The following is an 18,851-nucleotide window of genomic DNA, read 5'->3' on the forward strand; positions in this document are numbered from 1 at the left end:
CTGCTAAGATGGGTGCCTATGAGCCAGAACACCTCTACTGCCCTTGTGGCAAACAATCTGCCGATTCCCAGTGCGCTCGGTTCGCTGGACGCCTATATCGGTGCCGTGCACCAGATTCCGGTGCTGTCGGTCGATAACGAACAGGACCTGGCCCGTCGCTTCCGCGACGGCAACGATCTGGACGCTGCCCGTGAGCTGGTGCATTCGCACCTGCGCTTCGTGGTGCACGTGGCCCGCGGTTACAACGGCTACGGCCTTGCGCTGGGCGACCTGATCCAGGAAGGCAACATCGGCCTGATGAAGGCGGTCAAGCGCTTCGACCCCGACATGGGCGTGCGTCTGGTGTCCTTCGCCGTGCATTGGATCCGTGCCGAGATGCACGAGTTCATCCTGAAGAACTGGCGCATCGTGAAGGTCGCCACGACCAAGGCGCAGCGCAAGCTGTTCTTCAACCTGCGCAAGTCGAAGAAGCGCCTGGGCTGGATGAACGCGGCCGAAGTCAGTGCGGTGGCCAAGGACCTGAACGTGTCCGAGCGCGAGGTGCTGGAAATGGAATCGCGCCTGTCCGGCCGCGATATCGGTTTCGATGCCCCCACCGATGAAGACAACGACCACGCGCCGCCGTCGCCGGCTGCGTATCTGGTGGCCAATGACGAAGATCCGTCGATGGCCTACGAGCGCGAGGACAGCGAAGACAACCAGATGCAGCTGCTGCGCGAAGGCCTGGCGGAACTGGATGCGCGTTCGCGCGACATCATCCGCCGCCGTTGGCTGGATGCGGACAGCAAGGTGACGCTGCAGGAGCTGGCGGACGAGTACGGCGTATCGGCCGAGCGTATCCGCCAGGTTGAAGCGAACGCGCTGAAGAAGATGAAGGCGCTGTTCACCGCATAAGGCGGCGAAGCGTTTGAGTAATGGAAAGGCCCGGCATTGCCGGGCCTTTTTTTTCCTGCTGGATCCACGCATGGCGTGGATCTACTTCGCGATCCAGTAGATCCACGCCACGCGTGGATCAGCGCGGTCTCAGATTTCCCGCGCGATCGCCCGCCAGCCGATGTCGGTGCGGTGGAACTCGTTGTCCCAGGTCACCTTCGCCACGCCCGCGTACGCGTTCGCCTGCGCGTCGCGCACGCTGTCACCCAGTGCTGCCACGCACAGCACGCGGCCACCTGCGCTGAGCACCTGGCCCTGCGCATCCAGCGTCGTTCCTGCATGGAACACCTTGGCCGTTGCCGGCACATCATCCAGGCCGGAGATCACCTCGCCGGTGATCGGCGATTCCGGATACGGCCTGGCGGCCAGCACCACGCCGAGCGACGGGCGCGGATCCCACTGCGCGTCCACCTCGTCCAAGCGGCCATCGATCGCCGCGTCCACCAGGTCGACCAGGTCCGACTGCAGGCGCAGCATCACCGGCTGGGTTTCCGGGTCGCCGAAACGCACGTTGAACTCGATCACCTTCGGCGCGCCGCTGGCATCGATCATCAGGCCCGCGTAGAGGAAGCCGGTGAATGGGATGCCGTCGGCGATCATGCCCTGCACGGTCGGGTTCACCACCTCGCGCATCACCCGTGCATGCACTTCAGGTGTCACCACCGGAGCCGGCGAGTACGCACCCATGCCGCCGGTGTTCGGACCGGTGTCGCCGTCGCCGACGCGCTTGTGATCCTGCGAGGTGGCCATCGGCAGTGCATGCACGCCATCGACCATCGAAATGAAGCTGGCCTCCTCGCCGTCGAGGAATTCCTCGATCACCACGCGCGCGCCGGCATCGCCGAAGGCGTTGCCCGAAAGCATGTCGCGCACCGCATCTTCGGCTTCGGCGAGGGTCATCGCCACGATCACGCCCTTGCCGGCGGCCAGGCCGTCGGCCTTGACCACGATCGGCGCGCCCTTCTCGCGCAGGTAGGCCAGTGCCGCGTCCACGTCGGTGTGCACCGAATAGAACGCGGTGGGGATGTTGTGGCGTGCCAGGAAATCCTTGGCGTAGGCCTTGCTGCCTTCCAGCTGTGCGGCCGCCGCCGTCGGCCCGAAGATGCGCAGGCCGGCGGCGCGGAAGCGGTCGACCACGCCGGCCACCAGCGGCACTTCCGGGCCGACCACGGTCAGCGCCACGCCTTCGGCCTGGGCCAGGGCGAGCAGGCCATCGATGTCGGTGACCTTCACCGCCACGTTGCGGCACTTGTCTTCGTTGGCGGTGCCGGCATTGCCGGGCGCCACGAGCACTTCAGTGACACGGGAGGACTGGGCCAGCTTCCATGCCAGGGCGTGTTCGCGGCCGCCAGAGCCGATGACAAGTACGTTCATCACGAGATTCCAGATTGCGTGGGAAGGGAAGTTCCAGGTCCCCGGCGGCGCGTGTGCGTCATTCGCAGCCTTCGCGTCGCAGCGATTCGGGGAAGGAGTAGGTCCAGGACCTCGGGTCCAGGGTGAAGCGGTGCTCCTGACGCACCCGCTTGCCGCCGCAGGTGTTGCCGGATTCCTCGATCAGCAGTGGCCAGATGCGCGCACTGCGGTCGCTGTCGTCGAAACGCAGTGCGAAATCGATGCTGAAGCGGCGGGTGCGGCAGTCTTCGGCGGTATCGGGGTCGGCGGCCGCGTCGACGTTCTCGCATTCGTACTGGGCGTCGTTGTCGATGTGGCTGCGCACGTTGCCGGTGCTGGTCAGGCCTTTCGGGCCCGGCAGGACCAGGGTCTGCGAGAGCAGCGAGAAGCCCTGGCCGAACCAGCCATCCTCGACGCGGAAGCCGTAGAAATCGCTGCCGGCGCGGATGATGCTGGCGGTGCCGGGCTGGCCACCACTGCCGAAGCGCTCGCCGGTCAGTTCGCTGGTTACCCCGAAGCCATCGCCCTTGGGCTGCAGCACGAAGAACTCGATCGTTCCCGGGTCGATATGCGCGCCATCGACCAGCGCACCGCACACCGCCAGTAGTTGTTGCCAGCTGTCACCGGTCACCACCGGTTGCTCGGCGCAGACCTGCCAGTCGATCGCGCGCGTTTCATCGTCCTGGGTCCAGCTGCCGCGCCATTGGCCGGAAAGCTTGGCGTCCTTGCCGTAACGCCCGGTCAGGAAGGCCTGCAGCCGCGCGGTGCGACTGACATGCGCTGCCGGTTCGCTGGCGGCGGGCTTTGCCGCATCTGCCTGGGGGGCAGATGCGGGCTCGGCGGCCGGCTTGCAGCCGGCCAGCAGGGCCGTGCCAGCGAAGGCGAGCACGGCAAGCGGTTTCAAAGAGACTGCAGACATCCGTGTCGCTCCAGGTATCAGTGGCGGAAGTGGCGAACGCCGGTGAACACCATGGCCAGGCCATGTTCATCGGCGGCAGCGATGACTTCAGCATCGCGCATCGAACCGCCCGGCTGGATCACCGCCTTGATGCCGGCGGCGGCAGCGGCGTCGATGCCGTCGCGGAACGGGAAGAACGCATCGGAGGCCATCACCGACCCTTCGACCACCAGGTTCGCGTCGGCGGCCTTGATGCCGGCGATGCGCGCCGAGTAGACGCGGCTCATCTGGCCGGCACCCACGCCGATGGTGCTGTTGTCCTTGGCGTAGACGATCGCATTGGACTTCACGAACTTGGCGACCTTCCAGGCGAACAGCAGGTCGGTGAACTGCTTGTCGGTCGGTGCCAGCTTGCTGACCACCTTCAGTTCGTCGCGGGTCATGCCGCGGTTGTCCGACGACTGCAGCAGCAGGCCGGAGCCCACGCGCTTGTTGTCGAAGTTGTTCAGGCCGTCGCCGTGCGGGATGCGCAGCACGCGCACGTTGGCCTTCTTCTGCGCGTATTCCAGCGCGGCCGGTTCGTAGTCCGGCGCAATCAGGACTTCAACGAACTGGCGGTCCAGGATGACCTGCGCGGTGGCTGCATCGAGCGGCTTGTTGAAGGCGATGATGCCGCCGAAGGCGCTGGTCGGGTCGGTGGCGTAGGCCAGCTCGTAGGCATCGCCGTTGCCGGCGCCAACGGCCACGCCGCACGGGTTGGCATGCTTGACGATGACACAGGCCGGYGCGTCGAACTGGCGCACGCATTCCCAGGCTGCATCGGCATCGGCCAGGTTGTTGTAGCTCAGCTCCTTGCCCTGCAGCTGCTGGAAGGTGGCCAGCGTGCCCGGCACCGGATGCAGGTCGCGATAGAACGCGCCGCTCTGGTGCGGGTTTTCGCCGTAGCGCAGGTCCATCACCTTCACGAAGGTGGAATTCATCTGCGCCGGGTATTCGGCGCGCACCGGCACGGCGGCGTCGGTGGCGGTGACGGCCGACAGGTAGTTGCTGATCGCCGCGTCGTACTGGGCAACGCGGTTGAAYGCGGCCACCGAGAAGGCGAAACGGGTGCCGGCCGACAGCTGGCCGTCGTTGGCATCCAGCGAGGCCAGCAGTTCGGCGTACTGCGACGGGTCGGTGGCCACCGCCACGCGGGCGAAGTTCTTGGCCGCCGAGCGCAGCATCGCCGGGCCGCCGATGTCGATGTTCTCCACCGCGTCGGCCAGGGTGCAGTCGGCCTTGGCAGTGACCGATTCGAACGGGTACAGGTTCAGCACCAGCAGGTCGATGGCACCGATGCCGTGTTCGGCCATCACCGCGTCGTCCAGGCCGGAGCGGCCCAGCAGGCCGCCATGCACCATGGGATGCAGGGTCTTGACCCGGCCATCCATCATTTCCGGGAAGCCGGTGACCTCGGCGACATCCTTCACGGCCAGGCCCGCATCGCGGATCGCCTTGGCGGTACCGCCGGTGGACAGCAGCTCCACGCCGCGTGCAGCCAGCGCGGTGGCCAGCTCGACCAGGCCGGTCTTGTCGGAAACGGAGAGGAGGGCCCGGCGGACGGGCAACAGATCAGCAGTCATGGGGACAGGGCAATCGGCAGCGGAGCGGGGCCGATATTGTAGGCGGTGGGGGCCGGTGGCGGGCGCTGGTGGGGGAAATTGGCCGGTGCAGACTCCCTTCCTGATTCGCTCGACAGCACCTGCATGGGCCGGCATTGGGCGCAATTCGATACGTGGCGCTGTCGCAATCAGGTAGGCTGTGCCCGCACTGCCAAGGATTAGCGGGTTCAGATCGTGTCGATCTATGCATTGAAAGGACGTTTCCAGGACCTGCTGCGTCCGGCCGTACACGGCCTGTACCGCATGGGGATCACCGCCAACACGGTGACCGTGGCTGCGGCCGTGGTCTCGCTGCTGGTGGCCGCTGCGGTGTGGTGCTGCGCTCCCACCCAGCCGCTGCTGTATCTGGCCCTGCCGCTGTGGATGCTGCTGCGCATGGCCCTCAACGCCGTCGACGGCATGCTGGCCCGCGAATTCGGCCAGCAATCGCGGCTGGGCGCCTATCTGAACGAGTTGTGCGATGTGATCGCCGACGCGGCGCTGTACCTGAGCCTGCTCAGCGTACCGGGCGTGCGCCCCGAGGCACTGTGGCTGCTGGCCTGGGCCGCCGCGCTGAGCGAGTACGCCGGCGTGCTGGGCCTGATGGTCGGCGCCAGCCGCCGCTATGACGGCCCGATGGGCAAGAGCGACCGTGCGTTCGTGATCGGCGTGCTGGGCCTGCTGCTGGCGTTTGGCTGGGCAGGCGCGACCGTGGTCAGCGCGGTCGCCGCACTGGCCGCACTGCTGTGTGGGGTGACGGTGGTCCGTCGCGTACGCCAGGGATTGAAGGAAGCCGCGGCGATATCGCCGCGGTAAGCACAACACGATTACACGCCCTATCCATACGGAGATTGCATGCGTCAGGCGCAGGAACGGGAATTCCACAGCTTCGACCAGGTACCGCTGTTCTACCGGTACTGGCCGAGCACCACGGCAACCACGCCGGCCAAGGCCATCGTGCTGCTGCATCGCGGCCATGAACACTCCGGCCGGGTCACCCATCTGGTCGACGAGCTGGACCTGCCCGACACCGCGTTCTTCGCGTGGGATGCGCGCGGCAATGGTCGCTCGCCCGGCACGCGCGGCGACGCACCGGGCTTCCCGGCGCTGGTGCGCGACCTGGACAGCTTCATCGCCCACATCAGTGCCGAGCATGGCATCGCGGTGGAGGACATCGTGGTGATCGCGCAGAGCGTGGGCGCGGTGGTTGCCGCCACCTGGGTGCATGACTATGCGCCGCGGCTGCGCGCGCTGGTGATGGCTTCGCCGGCATTCAAGGTGAAGCTGTACGTGCCGTTCGCACGCGCTGGACTGGCGCTGATGCAGAAACTGCGCGGCAACTTCTTCGTCAACAGCTACGTCAAGCCGCAGTGGCTGACCCACGACCCGGCACGGGTGGAAAGCTACCGCACCGATCCGCTGATCACCCGGCCGATCTCGGTGCGCGTGCTGCTGGGCCTGTACGAAGCGGCCGACCGCATCGTGGCCGACGCGCAGGCGATCAGCGTGYCGGTACAGTTGCTGGTATCGGGCTCGGACTTCGTGGTGCATCGCGGCCCGCAGGACCGCTTCTACGAACGCCTGTCCAGCCCGATCAAGGAGCGCGTGCACCTGCCGGGCTTCTTCCACGACACCCTCGGCGAGCGTGACCGTGCACCGGCGCTGGCGCGTATCCGCAGCTTCATCCAGGCACGCTTTGCCGAACCGCTGCAGGAGCTGTCGCGGCGCGATGCGCATCGGCATGGCCCGACCTTCGAGGAATCGGAGATCCTGTCGTGGCCACCGGAGCGCAACAGCCTGGCCGACCTGCGTTGGCGCGTGGTGCGCGGTGGCCTGCGTTTCGGCGGCACGCTGTCGGAGGGCATCGCGCTGGGCCTGCAGACCGGTTTCGACTCGGGCAGCACGCTGGACTACATCTACCGTGATGAGGCGCGGGGCAAGGGCCCGCTGGGCCGGATGGTCGACCGCAACTATCTGGATGCGATCGGTTGGCGCGGCATCCGCGTGCGCGGCAAGCACCTGCAGGAACTGCTGCGCGATGCCGCCCAGCGACTGCGCGGGCAGGGCGCGCCGGTGCGCGTGCTGGACGTGGCGGCCGGCCATGGCCGTTACGTGCTGGAAGCACTCGGCCAGGGCGAACAGCGTGCCGACCGCATCGTGCTGCGCGATTTCAGCGAGCTGAACGTAACGCAGGGCAAGACCTTGATCGAGCGCCTCGGCGCGGCCGACATCGCCCGCTTCGAACAGGGCGATGCGTTCGATCCGGCGCAGCTGGCAGCGGTGGAACCGGCGCCGACGCTGGCGGTGGTGTCCGGCCTGTACGAACTGTTCCCGGACAACGATGCGGTGCTGCGTTCGCTGCAGGGCATCGCTGCGACGGTGCCGGTGGGCGGTTACCTGGCCTATACCGGGCAGCCGTGGCATCCGCAGCTGGAGTTCATCGCGCGTGCGTTGACCAGCCATCGTGGTGGCGCGGCGTGGGTGATGCGCCGCCGTACCCAGCACGAGATGGACGAACTGGTGCGCCTGGCCGGCTTCCAGAAGGTGGCCCAGCGCATCGATGACTTCGGCATCTTCACCGTATCGCTGGCACGACGGATCGCGTGATGGCGACGCTGGCGGCAACCGCATCATCCAGCGAGGCGCGCCCCTGGCGGCGCGCCCTGCTGTGGCTGGCCCTGCTCGGTCCGTTCTTCTTCGCCAGCTATGGCTTCGCCAACTGGATGGCCGGCCGCCATGCCCAGCTGCCGGTGATGGCATTTGCCTGGGAGGCGCGGATTCCGTTCGTGCCGTGGACGATAGTGCCGTACTGGTCGATCGACCTGTTCTATGCGATCTCGTTCTTCCTGTGCCGGCGCCGGCTGGAGCTGGACCGGCACGCGCTGCGCCTGCTCAGCGCGCAGGTGATCGCGGTGGCGTGCTTCCTGTTGTGGCCGTTGCGCTTCAGCTTCGAACGGCCGGAAATCGGCGGTGTGTTCGGCTGGTTGTTCGACGTGCTGCTGGGCTTCGACAAGCCATTCAACCAGGCGCCGTCGCTGCATATCGTGCTGCTGATCGTGCTGTGGGTGAAGTTCGCGCAGTACCTGCACGGGGTCTGGCGGCTGGTGCTGCATGTGTGGGCGCTGCTGATCGGCATTTCGGTGCTGACCACGTTCCAGCATCACTTCATCGACATTCCCACCGGGCTGCTGGCCGGCTGGTTGTGCGTGTGGCTGTGGCCAGAGCAGGGCACGCCGCCGTTGCGTGCCTGGCAGGCTGCAGGTGACCCGAAGCGTTGGCGGCTGGCCGCGTTGTATGTGTTGGGTGCCGGCCTGCTGCTGGTGCCGGTGGTGATGCTGCGCGGCACCGCATTGTGGCTGCTGTGGCCCGTGGTGTCGTTGCTGCTGGTGTCGCTGGCCTATGCCGGGCTGGGCACGGCGGTGTTCCAGAAGCGCGCCGATGGCCGGTTGACGATGGCCGCGCGCTGGCTGCTGGCACCGTACCTGGGTGCGGCGTGGATCAACTCGCGGTTGTGGACGCGCCGCGCGCCGCAGCCGGTGCCGGTCGTCGACGCTGTCTGGCTGGGGCGCCTGCCAGGTACCGCACTGCCGGCACCGCTGGTGGGCGTGGTCGACACCTGTGCGGAGCTGTCCTGCCGCGCGCCGGGAGCAGCGTACGCCAGCGTGCCGATGCTGGACCTGGTGGTGCCTTCAGCGGCGCAGCTGCGCGCCGCGGCAGATGCCATTGAACGCCTGCGCGGGCATGGCCCCGTCCTGGTCTGCTGTGCGCTGGGGTACTCACGTAGCGCGGCCAGCGTGGCGACCTGGTTGCTGCGCACCGGCCGTGCGCGCGATGTGGCCGACGCGGTGTCGATCGTGCGTGGCGCGCGGCCGTCGATCGTGCTGCACGACGTTCATCTACAGGTGATCGCGGCCGCTGCCGCGCAGGAGACCATTGCATGAGCGCCGTGCCCGATCTGCCGATGATGCATCTGCTGCTGCGGCGGGGGCGATTGCCTGCCGCGTTGTCGCTGGGCCTGCTGCTGGTGGCCCTGTTGTTGCTGGGCATCGAGCCTGGGCTGGCGATGTTCGCCGCTGGCCTGCTGCTGCTGAGCCTGGTTGCAGGTGTTGTGCAGGCGTACTACGCGGTGCGGGTGCAGTTGGACGCCAGCCTGCTGCAGCTGCTGCAGCAGGAGGGCCTGCAGGGTGAAGACGCAGCACAACGCGTGGACCAGGCGCTGCACACCGCTGGCCTGCGCAGGCTGGACGCAGCGGCGCCGACGCGTGGCTGGGATGCGCGCTGGACCGGCATGCGGCGTCTGCTGATGCGCCAGTACGCCGCCACGCTGCTGCAGTTCGCTGCCCTGCTGCTGGCCGTGCTGTGGCCGCAGACCTGACCGGAGGTGCCGATGTTTGCTGAACTGATCGCCCGCGCCTGCAGCGCGGCCATCCATGTAGTGACCGGCGCACGCGCGCTGTGGGTTGGCTGCGCGCCGTCCAGCGAGCACCGCGTCTACTACGGCAACCATGCCAGTCATGGTGATTTCGTGCTGATCTGGTCGTCGATGCCGCCGGCGCTGCGGCGCCAGGTGCGGCCGGTCGCCGCCGCCGAGTACTGGCAGCGCGACGGTCTGCGTCGTTATCTGATCGACGCGGTATTCAATGGCGTGCTGGTGGAGCGCGAGGCCGGCAACCGCCATCAGGATCCGCTGCAGGTGCTGCGTGATGCGGTGGATGAGGGCTGTTCGTTGATCCTGTTTCCGGAAGGCACGCGCAACATCGGTGATGAGCCGCTGCTGCCGTTCAAGAGCGGCATCTACCACCTGGCCCGGCAACGCCCGGAGCTGGAGTTCGTGCCGGTGTGGATCGACAACCTCAAGCGTGTGATGCCGAAAGGGCGTTTCCTGCCGCTGCCGTTGCTGTGCACGGCAACCTTCGGTACGCCGCTGCGGCTGCAGGCCGATGAGGACAAGGCCGCGTTCCTGGCACGCAGCCGGCAGGCGCTGCTGGCCCTTGCCCCGAACGGAGGCCGTGCATGAGCTTCATGATCGATGTGTCCGGTGATCTTGCCGCACGCAGCGTGGGCCAGCAGACAGGGCTGCTGTTCGCGGGCGTAGGCGCCGTGCTGGTGCTGGCCACGCTGGTGTCCGAAACCCTGCGCTGGCGCCAGCGTGGACAGCCCAGCGCGGTGATCGCCAACCTGGTCTCGCGCATCCGCGCGTGGTGGGTGATGGCCATCGTGGTCGGGCTGGCGCTGTTCTTCGGGCGCGCCGGAGTGATCGTGCTGTTCGCCATCATCTCGCTGTTCGCACTGCGCGAATTCATCACCCTGGCGCCAACACGATCAGGTGACTACTACGCGTTGCTGGCCGCGTTCTACATCGTGCTGCCGTGGCAGTACTACCTGGTGTGGATCGACTGGTATGGCATGTACACGCTGTTGATCCCGGTGTACGCGTTCCTGTTCCTGCCGATCCTGGCCACCATCGGTGGTGACACCACCCACTACCTGGAGCGCACGTCGAAGGTGCAGTGGGGCTTGATGATCTGCGTGTTCTGCATCTCGCACGTGCCGCTGCTGCTGAACCTGCGCGTGCCGGGCTACGATCCGGCGCGCAACGTGCTGCTGTTCGCCTTCCTGGTGATCGTGGTGCAGTCGTCGGACGTGCTGCAGTACATCTGGGGCAAGCTGCTGGGCAAGCACCTGATCGCGCCGAAGCTGTCGCCGTCGAAGACGGTGGAAGGCTTCGTCGGCGGCGTGCTCTGTGCCAGCGCGTTGGGCGCCGCGCTCTGGTGGATCACCCCRTTCACGCCGCTGCAGGCGTTCGGCCTGTCGCTGCTGATCAACCTGATGGGGTTCTGGGGCGGCCTGGTGATGTCGGCGATCAAGCGCGACCGCGGCATCAAGGACTGGGGCAACATGATCGAGGGCCATGGCGGCATGCTCGATCGGCTGGATTCAGTGTGCTTCGCCGCCCCGGTGTTCTTCCACGTGGTGCGTTACTACTGGAAGGCGGGAGGTGGCGGTTGAGCTGCGGGGGAGATTCATCCACGCATGGCGTGGATCTACCGGAGCCGGTAGTGCCGGCCGCTGGCCGGCAACCCCATGAATGATGACAGTGTGTTGCGGTTGCCGGCCAGCGGCCGGCACTACCCATGCTGCGCTTACGCGCTGATGCCGTATTCCTTCAGCTTCTTGCGCAGGGTGGCGCGGTGGATGCCCAGCATCGCGGCCGCGCGGCTCTGGTTGCCTTCGCAGTGGTTGAGCACTTCCACGAACAGTGGAATCTCCATCTCGCGCAGTACGATCTCGTAGACATCGTCCGCATCGCAGCCATCGAGGTCGCGCAGGTAACGGCGCACGGACTGGGCCACATGTTCGCGCAGCGGTGGCCGGGCAGCGCCACGACYGTTGTCAGGACGAGAAAGGACAGCGTTCAAGGGGGTTCCCGATCTGGTTGGTCCATGCACGCGGGGCGCCGGACCGGATGAGGTGATGGCGGTCAGTCTAGCGCGAGCGTGCCCGACCTGCCACGGCCGGACGGTCAGGCCCAGGTCAAAGGAACTCGAAGGTGAATGCGACCGTGGATGCGGCAGGCTCCTGCACGCGGAAGGCGATGCGTGCGCTTTGGCCCGGTTCCAGAGGGGCCGCCCCCGGGTTTTCGCCGAGGTACTGCGCTGGTGCGAACACGCCGGTGCCGATCACACGACCATCGGCATCGGACAGCGACAGGCGCAGGTCCGGCCATGCCTGCGGCCAGCGCGCGTCGTTGCGGATGCTGGCCTGGATCTGCAGCACGCCGGGCTGGGCCGGCAACGGGCGGATTTCACGGCTGGTCATGGTCAATGCAGTGGGCTCGCGCCAGGCGGGCAGCTCGCAGCGCAGCACGCTGCACAGCGCACCGATCCACGGCCGGGTACCGGCATCGGCGGCCAGCCGTGCACGATCGGCAAGCACGCTCTGCAGCAACAGCAGCAGCGCCAGCGCGGCCACCAGCAGCCAATGCCAGCGCGGGGTGGGCAGCGCCCGCGGGCGTACGCCGAGGAAGCTGGGCGCATCGGCGGCGGTGGCAACGATGCCGGGTTTGGCGGTGAAGTCGGGCTCGATGATTGGATCAGCGGCGGCCAGCGGTTCTGTTTCGGTTGCCGCCACGATGTCCGTTGCCGGGTCGATGTCCTCGATCACCGGCGTTGCATCGGTCGGCACCGGTCCGCGCGGTTCGGTGGCTTCAGGCGTGGCATCGCGTCCCGGCGCGGCGCGCAGGAACGTGGCCAGGGGACGGCGCGGTGGGTTCGGCTCGGACATGCTCAGGGCGCGGGCTCGGATCCAGCGGTCATTCAACCACGATCAGGCGCGGCGTACGCCGGTGATGCGCATCCAGTCGCCATCCTGGGTGGCCTGCAGGTCGTCGAACCAGGCCGCATAGCGTTGCAGCAGTTCGTCTTCCTGGCCATGCAGGATGCCCGACAGGGCGATGCGACCACCGCTGGCGACACGGGCGGCCAGCAGTTCGGCCAGTGCATCCAGCGCGGAGGCCAGGATGTTGGCGACCACGATCGGGTAGGTGGCGACCGGTTCGTCCTGCGGCAGGTACACCTGCATGCGTGCCTGTTCGCCGTTGCGCTCGGCATTGTCGGCGGTGGCGATCAACGCCTGCGGGTCGTTGTCCACGCCAATGGCCTGGGCGGCACCGAGCTTCAGTGCGGCCAGGGCGAGGATGCCCGAGCCACAGCCGAAGTCGAGCACGCGCTGGCCCTGCAGCTGGCCATCAATGGCCAGCTGGTCCAGCCAGCGCAGGCACAGCGCGGTGGTCGGGTGGGTGCCCGAGCCGAAGGCCAGGCCCGGGTCGAGGCGCACGATGGCGGCGTCGGCGGCCTGCGCGGCTTCCGGCAGCTCGTGGTTCCACGGCACGATCCAGGTACGGCTGCCGAAGTCCATCGGCTGGAACTGGTCCAGCCACGCGCGCTCCCAGTCTTCGTCTTCCACGGCGCGGAAGCTGCCGTTGCTCCAGTCCAGCTCCGGGTCGAAGGCTTCCAGCGCGGCCAGCAGCAGCAAGGCATTGCTGTCGGCCGGGAACAGCGCGCTGAGCACCAGGGTGTCCCACAGCGGGGTCTCGCCCACGCCGGGTTCGAGGATGGCCTGTTCGTTGCTGGTGTCGGCTTCGGCATCAAGCAGGGTCACCGCCAGCGCGCCCACATCCTCCAGCGCATTCTCATAACGGGGCTGGGTGGCTTCGGTACAACGCAGGGTCAGTTCCAGGAACGGCATGGCGGTGAGGGCAATCGCGGGAAAGGGGGCCATGCTAGACCATCAGGGCGTCTCCGTATGCCTTGAGATGAACGAAGCCGATTCAGACAGGCCTCACGGGCCTTGCTAAACTCGGCGCTTTCCTGTGCGCCGTACCACCGAACGTTGCCGATGGCTTTCGCCCCGACCCTGAAAACCTGGTTGCTCGTCCTGCCGGCCGTGGCCGTGCTGGGCGTGGCCGGTTATCGGGCCAATGGGCACAGCCGGGACATGGACGCGCGCGTCGACGCGCCGCTGGCTGCCCCGGCCGGCGATGTGCAGGGGGCGTTGGCACCGGTGATGCCGGAAGCCCTGGCACGCCGCCTCGCTGCGTTCGAACCCGGCACCGCGCTGCCTTCGGGCCTGCCGCTGGATATCCGCGCCGACATCGAAAGTGCCACCGATCTGTACGCCTACGCGCAGCGCCTGCGCGTGCAGGCCGACCGGGGCAACCATGAGGCGCGCTGGATGCTCAGCCGGGTCTATGACTACTGCGCGCAGTACGCCGTTGATCCGGGTGGCTACCGCCTGGACAACAACGTGCTGTCCGGCCTTGGCCTGAGTGCTGCACCGGAGATGGTGGAGGCGCGCGAACGGGTGGCGCAGCGCTGCGGTGGCTTCGTGCCCGGCGACAAGCTGGGGCCGGCACTGGTGCTCGGTGAGCGTCGTCGTGCGGCCCAGCAGGGCAACCTCGCTGCCGAAGCGGCGCTGTTTGCCGAAGGTGAGCCACTGCAGGACAGCGAGCAGTACCGCCGCGACCTGGTTGAACGCGTACGTACCTCGCGCGATCCGGAGGCCTATATGGCCATCGCGCCGGGCATGGGGTTGCGCGCGGCCGGCGACAAGGCGCTCGTCGGCATGGTCGCCGGTGAACAGCTCAGTGAACTGGCATGGCGGGTTGCGGCCTGCGAACTCGGTCTTCCCTGTGGAGCCGACAGCGTGCTGGTCAACAGTTTTTGTGCGAATGGAGGGATCTGTTCGCCGGATGGAACGCAGGACTTCCGTGAATTTGTGTATGACGCCGCGGTTTCGCGGCAAGGTGCGGGGAAAATGAAGGAATGGATCAAGCGATTGATTGGAACGAGGGACGGGCGATGAACTACCGTCGATTCCTGCATGGGGCCAAGTTCTGGTTCTGGGTGGTGTTGTTCGTGGCCTATTCGGCCGGTGCGGTAGGCCTGCTGATGATCGACACCTACGAGGACCGCTACCGGCGTCTATCGAAGGTGGAGCTGACCTCGGTGAAGACACAGGAAGACGTGCGTCGTGCCGGTGCCAGCCAGGTTGCCGCCGTTTACCGTGCGCAGAGCGGCGTGCCGTTCTCGTCGTTGCCGGCCGGCAGCACCTTCCAGGTGGTGTGGCCCGATGGGTCCAGCGAGACCATGGTGATCGTCGATCCGACCTCGCCGAACGGCGTGCGTCCTCTGGCGAACTCGCAGATTCCGGCGACCGCGGCCGACGCGCGCTGACGCCACGCCGGTAGCGCCGGGCCATGCCCGGCGGGTGGGCGGTGGCGATGGAAGGCCGCCGGGCATGGCCCGGCGCTACCGTAAAAACGCAAAAAGGGCGGGGAAATCCCCGCCCTTTTCGTGTCCGGCGATGGCACTCTGCCGATCAGGTCAACGCGATCGGCTTGCTCTTGCGCTCGGCAAGGCGCTTTTCCAGATAGTGGATGTTCTGCCCACCGGCCTGGAAGCCCTTGTCACGCATGATCCGCTGCTGCAGGGCAATGTTGGTCTTGATGCCATCGACCACCATCTCGCTCAGCGCCACCCGCATGCGGGCAATGGCGGTCTCGCGGTCCGGACCGTGCACGATCAGCTTGCCGATCATCGAGTCGTAGTTCGACGGCACGCGGTAGCCACTGTAGATGTGGGTATCGACGCGCACTCCGGGACCACCCGGTGCGTGGAAGCCGGTGATGGTGCCCGGGCTCGGCACGAAGGTTTCGGCGTCTTCGGCATTGATGCGGCACTCGATCGCGTGACCGGTCAGCACCACATCGCTCTGCTTGATCGACAGCTTCTGGCCGGCAGCGATCTTCAGCTGTTCGGCGACCAGGTCGATGCCGGTGACCATCTCGGTGACCGGATGCTCCACCTGGATGCGGGTGTTCATTTCGATGAAGTAGAAGCGGCCGTYTTCGTACAGGAACTCGAAGGTGCCGGCGCCGCGGTAGCCGATGCGGATGCAGGCTTCCACGCACACCTTGCCGATCTGCTCGCGCTGCTCGGCGGTGATGCCCGGTGCCGGTGCTTCCTCGACCACCTTCTGGTGACGACGCTGCATCGAGCAGTCGCGCTCGCCGAGGTGGATGGCGTTGCCCTGGCCGTCGGCCAGCACCTGGATCTCCACGTGGCGCGGGTTCTCCAGGAACTTCTCCATGTAGACCTCGCCATTGCCGAACGCGGCCTTGGCCTCGCTCTTGGTGGTTTCGATGGAGGTTTTCAGGGAAGCTTCGGCGTGCACCACGCGCATGCCGCGGCCACCGCCGCCGCCGGCCGCCTTGATGATGACCGGGTAGCCGATCTCACGGGCGATCTTGGTGTTGGCGACGATGTCGTCGCCCAGCGGGCCGCCCGAACCGGGCACGCACGGCACACCGGCCGACTTCATGGCACGGATCGCTTCGACCTTGTCGCCCATCAGGCGGATGGTGTCTGCCTTCGGGCCGATGAAGATGAAGCCGGACTCTTCCACGCGCTCGGCGAAGTTGGCGTTCTCGGACAGGAAGCCATAACCCGGGTGGATGGCCTGGGCGTCGGTGACCTCGGCCGCGGCGATCAACGCCGGGATGTTGAGGTAGCTTTCCGCCGACGGCGCCGGACCGATGCAGACCGATTCATCGGCCATGGCCACGTGCTTGAGATTGCGGTCGACCGTGGAGTGCACGGCCACCGTGCGGATGCCCAGGGTGTTGCACGCGCGCAGGATGCGCAGCGCGATTTCCCCTCGGTTGGCGATGACGACTTTGTCGAGCATGGCAGCCGCCCCTTAGCCGATCACGAACAGCGGCTGGTCGAATTCCACCGGCTGGCCGTTCTCGCCGAGGATGGCGACGATGGTGCCCGACGCATCGGCTTCGATCGGGTTGAACATCTTCATCGCTTCGATGATGGCCAGGGTCTCGCCRGCCTTGACCTGCTGGCCGATGCTGACGAACGCCGGCTTGTCCGGTGCGGACGAGGCATAGAAGGTGCCGACCATCGGCGAGCGCAGCACGTGGCCTTCCGGCAGCGCGTTGCCCGGCTTGGCGGTGCCGCCGGTGGAGGCTTCGGTCGGCGATTGCATCGGCATCGCCGGGGTGGCCGGCTGGGCAGCGGCCGGAGCGGCCATCATCATCTGCGGCGGGGCCTGCATCATGCCGTAGCCGGACACCGGAGCGCGCGACAGGCGCACCGACTCTTCGCCTTCCTTGATTTCGATTTCAGCCAGGTTCGACTCTTCCAGCAGGTCGATCAGCTTCTTGATTTTGCGGAGATCCATGGTGGCCTCTTTGCTCTTTGATGTCAGTGTGGTGGGAAGCGCGTTGCGCTCGGGTCAAAGCAGTTCGTAGAAGTCGCGCAGCTGCCGGGTACGGTCGCGCGCGAGGGTGATCAGGCAGCGCATCTGTGCGCCATTGCGCGCGGTGCCGTCGGAATTGAGGGCGTACACCGCTTGGCAGTCGTGGTCGCGCAGCTGCATCCATGCGCGCTGGGCCAGCACCAGTTCCTGTTCGGCGTTGCCGCAGTAGCTGCAGGTGCCGCCGTTGGCCGGCGTGCGCAGCTGCCTGCGTGCCTGGGCGTAGACGGTGTTGAGTTCAACGTCGGCGGCCGCTGCCACGTCCGAGGCGCACAGGTCGCTCTCCATCGTGGTGGTCGGATGCGCGCAGTCGATGCCCTCGTCCTTGCGGTCGAACGCGCTGGCAGCGCCGCACAGGCCGGCCCACAGCACTACGCTGGCGAGGACGCGCGACAGGCTCATGATGCGGCGGCGGCCTGCACGCGTGCCAATGCCGCGTCCATCGCATAGCGGTAACTGTCGGCACCGAAGCCACACACCACGCCCACCGCCTTGTCGCTGAAATAGCTGTGCTGGCGGAAGGGCTCGCGGGTATGCGGGTTGGACAGGTGGATCTCGATGAACGGCACCGCCACCGCCGCCAGCGCATCGCGCAGGGCAACCGAGGTATGGGTGAAGGCGGCCGGGTTGATCAGGATGAAGGCCGTTCCGTCGGTGCGTGCGGCCTGTACACGATCCACCAGGACGTGCTCGGCGTTGGACTGCAGGCTCTCCAGCGCATGACCTGCGGCAGCGGCCTGGGCGGCCAGCGCCTGGTCGATGTCGGCCAGCGTGGTGTGGCCGTAGACCTCCGGCTCGCGGCTGCCGAGCAGGTTGAGGTTGGGGCCATGCAGGACCAGCAGCTTCGCCATGGGATCCGATTGACGGGAAAGGGCGGCAGTCTGGCGGAAGCTGAGGATGCTGTCCAGTTCGGCGAAATTAGTGGTGTTTAAAGCGATCGTTTGAAAAGGCCGTGCGCCGCATGTCTGCTCACTATAGACAGTGGAAACTGCGCGTGCCGACCATCCCTCAGCCCCGGAGACTGCAGCCGGACCGCATTACGTTCGACACTGCGGAGGTTGCCAGGGTGTTCCTACACTGGGTCAACCCGCCATGTCGGCGCTCCTGGATGCTCGCGCCGTGCCCACCCCCATGCGATTGCCTGCAGTGCTGCTGGCGCTGCTGCCCTTGAATGCGCTGGCTGCCGAACAATGGATCGTTGCCACCGACCTGTGGGGCAGCAGGAACTACCAGACCCTGCAGGTGGACGTGCAGGACGGGCGTATCGCCGGCCGTCTGGACGCCGACCCGGTCACCGGCACCCTGGGTGCCGGGCAGATGGTATTCACCGCAACCGACAGCCAGGGCCAGCGCTACCAGTTCGACGGGCGCATTGACGGGGCGCGGATGCAGGGACAGAGCGATCAGCCGGATACCAACAACCGCGAGGCGCGTGCCGTCCACGCCTTCAGCGCCTGGAAAGTACCGGCGCGGGTTTCGACCGCACCTCAGCGCCATGTGTTCACGCCGACCGACTACTCCAATACGTTCAGCGCCGACCGGGCGCCGGTGCTGGTGATCTGGCCGGGGGACTCGGTGCAGACCCGTACGCTGGACTCCGGCGGCGTGGACGAGAAGGGCGTCACCCGCGCGCTGTTCGGCAATCCACAGGTCGGGCCGTTTTTCGTGGTCGGCGCCGAACCCGGCGACACGCTGGCGATCACGCTCACCTCGTTGAAGCTCAACCGTGACTACGCCGACAGCCTGGATGGCCTGGTGGGACGCTTGAAGACGCCGCGGGTGGCTGCCGAAGCCACTGGGCTGGGCAAGCGGGTGCGCTGGCAGCTGGACCGCAGCAGGGGCGTCGCCCGTCCGCAGGGCGCAAGTGGTGGCCTGCGGCATTTCGAAGTGCCGGTGAAGCCGATGCTCGGCGGCCTGGCGCTGGCGCCGGGCTTCGGCTACCCGCCGCTTTCAACCGGCGATACCAGTGACTTCGGCGGCAACATGGACTTCAACGCCGTGGTCGAAGGCAATACGGTCTACCTGCCCGTGCAGCAGCCTGGTGCCCTGATGTACCTGGGTGATGGCCACGCGCTCCAGGGTGATGGCGAAACCACGCAGTGGGCGCTGGAAACGTCGCTGGATGTGGTGGTGAAGGTCGAGCTGCTGAAGCAGCATGCGAT

General features: G+C 67.0%; 20 protein-coding genes. 10 read left to right on the forward strand and 10 right to left on the reverse strand.

Annotated features, from left to right (window positions below; all coding sequences use genetic code 11):
• Positions 1 to 18: 18 nt before the first annotated feature.
• Positions 19 to 894: an RNA polymerase sigma factor RpoH gene (gene rpoH, locus AC1DJN_RS11975; protein ID WP_025878613.1), complete on the forward strand. Its 876-nt coding sequence runs from the start codon at positions 19 to 21 to the stop codon at positions 892 to 894.
• A gap of 129 nt (positions 895 to 1,023) precedes the next feature.
• On the opposite strand, the gene purD is transcribed toward rpoH, so the two are convergent.
• The 3 genes from purD to purH are packed head-to-tail and all read right to left on the reverse strand — an operon-like array spanning position 1,024 to position 4,845.
• A complete protein-coding gene (gene purD, locus AC1DJN_RS11980; RefSeq protein ID WP_032976434.1) occupies positions 1,024 to 2,307 on the reverse strand; it encodes a phosphoribosylamine--glycine ligase in 1,284 nt (427 codons plus the stop codon).
• Positions 2,308 to 2,365: 58 nt separating this feature from the next.
• Positions 2,366 to 3,244, reverse strand: coding sequence for a hypothetical protein (locus AC1DJN_RS11985; protein WP_282279438.1), 879 nt, complete (start codon positions 3,242 to 3,244; stop codon positions 2,366 to 2,368).
• Between the two features lie 17 nt (positions 3,245 to 3,261).
• Complete coding sequence (purH, locus tag AC1DJN_RS11990; protein ID WP_442251964.1) at positions 3,262 to 4,845, reverse strand: bifunctional phosphoribosylaminoimidazolecarboxamide formyltransferase/IMP cyclohydrolase; 1,584 nt, start codon at positions 4,843 to 4,845, stop codon at positions 3,262 to 3,264.
• A gap of 213 nt (positions 4,846 to 5,058) precedes the next feature.
• Here purH and AC1DJN_RS11995 point away from each other — a divergent pair, with 213 nt between their 5' ends.
• The 6 genes from AC1DJN_RS11995 to AC1DJN_RS12020 are packed head-to-tail and all read left to right on the forward strand — an operon-like array spanning position 5,059 to position 10,872.
• Positions 5,059 to 5,679: a CDP-alcohol phosphatidyltransferase family protein gene (locus tag AC1DJN_RS11995; RefSeq protein WP_025878617.1), complete on the forward strand. Its 621-nt coding sequence runs from the start codon at positions 5,059 to 5,061 to the stop codon at positions 5,677 to 5,679.
• Between the two features lie 39 nt (positions 5,680 to 5,718).
• Entirely contained in the window at positions 5,719 to 7,470 is a 1,752-nt protein-coding gene (locus AC1DJN_RS12000; RefSeq protein ID WP_478039246.1) for a bifunctional alpha/beta hydrolase/class I SAM-dependent methyltransferase, read from the forward strand.
• A complete protein-coding gene (locus tag AC1DJN_RS12005; RefSeq protein WP_032976438.1) occupies positions 7,470 to 8,804 on the forward strand; it encodes a phosphatase PAP2/dual specificity phosphatase family protein in 1,335 nt (444 codons plus the stop codon). The genes AC1DJN_RS12000 and AC1DJN_RS12005 overlap by 1 nt, the downstream gene beginning before the upstream one ends.
• Positions 8,801 to 9,238, forward strand: coding sequence for a hypothetical protein (locus AC1DJN_RS12010; protein WP_442251966.1), 438 nt, complete (start codon positions 8,801 to 8,803; stop codon positions 9,236 to 9,238). The genes AC1DJN_RS12005 and AC1DJN_RS12010 overlap by 4 nt, the downstream gene beginning before the upstream one ends.
• Positions 9,239 to 9,250: 12 nt before the next feature.
• On the forward strand, positions 9,251 to 9,880 hold the full coding sequence (locus tag AC1DJN_RS12015; protein WP_025878621.1) for a lysophospholipid acyltransferase family protein: 630 nt from the start codon (positions 9,251 to 9,253) through the stop codon (positions 9,878 to 9,880).
• A complete protein-coding gene (locus tag AC1DJN_RS12020) occupies positions 9,877 to 10,872 on the forward strand; it encodes a phosphatidate cytidylyltransferase (protein WP_025878622.1) in 996 nt (331 codons plus the stop codon). Before AC1DJN_RS12015 ends, AC1DJN_RS12020 begins: the two co-directional genes overlap by 4 nt.
• Positions 10,873 to 11,006: 134 nt before the next feature.
• Here AC1DJN_RS12020 and fis read toward each other — a convergent pair whose 3' ends face one another.
• From fis to prmA, 3 genes are all read right to left on the reverse strand, one after another.
• Positions 11,007 to 11,282, reverse strand: a complete 276-nt coding sequence (gene fis / locus AC1DJN_RS12025; RefSeq protein WP_478039247.1) for a DNA-binding transcriptional regulator Fis — start codon at positions 11,280 to 11,282, stop codon at positions 11,007 to 11,009.
• Positions 11,283 to 11,397: 115 nt separating this feature from the next.
• Positions 11,398 to 12,147 carry a DUF3426 domain-containing protein gene (locus AC1DJN_RS12030; RefSeq protein ID WP_442252202.1) on the reverse strand — a complete coding sequence of 250 codons (750 nt, stop codon included), beginning with the start codon at positions 12,145 to 12,147 and terminating at the stop codon, positions 11,398 to 11,400.
• 42 nt (positions 12,148 to 12,189) lie between these two features.
• Entirely contained in the window at positions 12,190 to 13,110 is a 921-nt protein-coding gene (prmA, locus tag AC1DJN_RS12035; protein ID WP_032976482.1) for a 50S ribosomal protein L11 methyltransferase, read from the reverse strand.
• 150 nt (positions 13,111 to 13,260) lie between these two features.
• Here prmA and AC1DJN_RS12040 point away from each other — a divergent pair, with 150 nt between their 5' ends.
• Positions 13,261 to 14,226, forward strand: coding sequence for a hypothetical protein (locus AC1DJN_RS12040; RefSeq protein ID WP_282279434.1), 966 nt, complete (start codon positions 13,261 to 13,263; stop codon positions 14,224 to 14,226).
• Positions 14,223 to 14,597 (forward strand): hypothetical protein, encoded by a 375-nt coding sequence (locus AC1DJN_RS12045; protein ID WP_025878626.1) that lies wholly within the window; start codon positions 14,223 to 14,225, stop codon positions 14,595 to 14,597. Before AC1DJN_RS12040 ends, AC1DJN_RS12045 begins: the two co-directional genes overlap by 4 nt.
• A gap of 145 nt (positions 14,598 to 14,742) precedes the next feature.
• Here the strand turns inward: AC1DJN_RS12045 and accC are convergent, their stop codons facing one another.
• The 4 genes from accC to aroQ are packed head-to-tail and all read right to left on the reverse strand — an operon-like array spanning position 14,743 to position 17,540.
• On the reverse strand, positions 14,743 to 16,110 hold the full coding sequence (gene accC, locus AC1DJN_RS12050) for an acetyl-CoA carboxylase biotin carboxylase subunit (protein WP_478039248.1): 1,368 nt from the start codon (positions 16,108 to 16,110) through the stop codon (positions 14,743 to 14,745).
• A gap of 12 nt (positions 16,111 to 16,122) precedes the next feature.
• Positions 16,123 to 16,614, reverse strand: coding sequence for an acetyl-CoA carboxylase biotin carboxyl carrier protein (accB, locus tag AC1DJN_RS12055; protein WP_025878628.1), 492 nt, complete (start codon positions 16,612 to 16,614; stop codon positions 16,123 to 16,125).
• A gap of 54 nt (positions 16,615 to 16,668) precedes the next feature.
• Positions 16,669 to 17,091 carry a lysozyme inhibitor LprI family protein gene (locus AC1DJN_RS12060; RefSeq protein WP_032976445.1) on the reverse strand — a complete coding sequence of 141 codons (423 nt, stop codon included), beginning with the start codon at positions 17,089 to 17,091 and terminating at the stop codon, positions 16,669 to 16,671.
• Positions 17,088 to 17,540 carry a type II 3-dehydroquinate dehydratase gene (aroQ, locus tag AC1DJN_RS12065; RefSeq protein ID WP_025878630.1) on the reverse strand — a complete coding sequence of 151 codons (453 nt, stop codon included), beginning with the start codon at positions 17,538 to 17,540 and terminating at the stop codon, positions 17,088 to 17,090. Before aroQ ends, AC1DJN_RS12060 begins: the two co-directional genes overlap by 4 nt.
• Before the next feature lie 268 nt (positions 17,541 to 17,808).
• On the opposite strand from aroQ, the gene AC1DJN_RS12070 reads away from it, so the two are divergent.
• Positions 17,809 to 18,851 (forward strand): acetamidase/formamidase family protein (locus tag AC1DJN_RS12070; protein ID WP_478039249.1); only part of this gene is annotated, 1,043 nt, incomplete at its 3' end.

The sequence above is a fragment of the Stenotrophomonas sp. 05L414_2 genome, assembly GCF_056397905.1.

What these genes read in the sequence shown, in the direction of transcription:
- rpoH (WP_025878613.1), top strand. Translation starts at nt 19, where the DNA reads ATGAGCCAGAACACCTCTACTGCCCTTGTGGCAAACAATCTGCCGATT.
- purD (WP_032976434.1), bottom strand. Translation starts at nt 2,307, where the DNA reads ATGAACGTACTTGTCATCGGCTCTGGCGGCCGCGAACACGCCCTGGCA.
- AC1DJN_RS11985 (WP_282279438.1), bottom strand. Translation starts at nt 3,244, where the DNA reads ATGTCTGCAGTCTCTTTGAAACCGCTTGCCGTGCTCGCCTTCGCTGGC.
- AC1DJN_RS12005 (WP_032976438.1), top strand. Translation starts at nt 7,470, where the DNA reads ATGGCGACGCTGGCGGCAACCGCATCATCCAGCGAGGCGCGCCCCTGG.
- AC1DJN_RS12010 (WP_442251966.1), top strand. Translation starts at nt 8,801, where the DNA reads ATGAGCGCCGTGCCCGATCTGCCGATGATGCATCTGCTGCTGCGGCGG.
- AC1DJN_RS12015 (WP_025878621.1), top strand. Translation starts at nt 9,251, where the DNA reads ATGTTTGCTGAACTGATCGCCCGCGCCTGCAGCGCGGCCATCCATGTA.
- AC1DJN_RS12030 (WP_442252202.1), bottom strand. Translation starts at nt 12,147, where the DNA reads ATGTCCGAGCCGAACCCACCGCGCCGTCCCCTGGCCACGTTCCTGCGC.
- prmA (WP_032976482.1), bottom strand. Translation starts at nt 13,110, where the DNA reads ATGCCGTTCCTGGAACTGACCCTGCGTTGTACCGAAGCCACCCAGCCC.
- AC1DJN_RS12040 (WP_282279434.1), top strand. Translation starts at nt 13,261, where the DNA reads ATGGCTTTCGCCCCGACCCTGAAAACCTGGTTGCTCGTCCTGCCGGCC.
- AC1DJN_RS12045 (WP_025878626.1), top strand. Translation starts at nt 14,223, where the DNA reads ATGAACTACCGTCGATTCCTGCATGGGGCCAAGTTCTGGTTCTGGGTG.
- AC1DJN_RS12060 (WP_032976445.1), bottom strand. Translation starts at nt 17,091, where the DNA reads ATGAGCCTGTCGCGCGTCCTCGCCAGCGTAGTGCTGTGGGCCGGCCTG.
- aroQ (WP_025878630.1), bottom strand. Translation starts at nt 17,540, where the DNA reads ATGGCGAAGCTGCTGGTCCTGCATGGCCCCAACCTCAACCTGCTCGGC.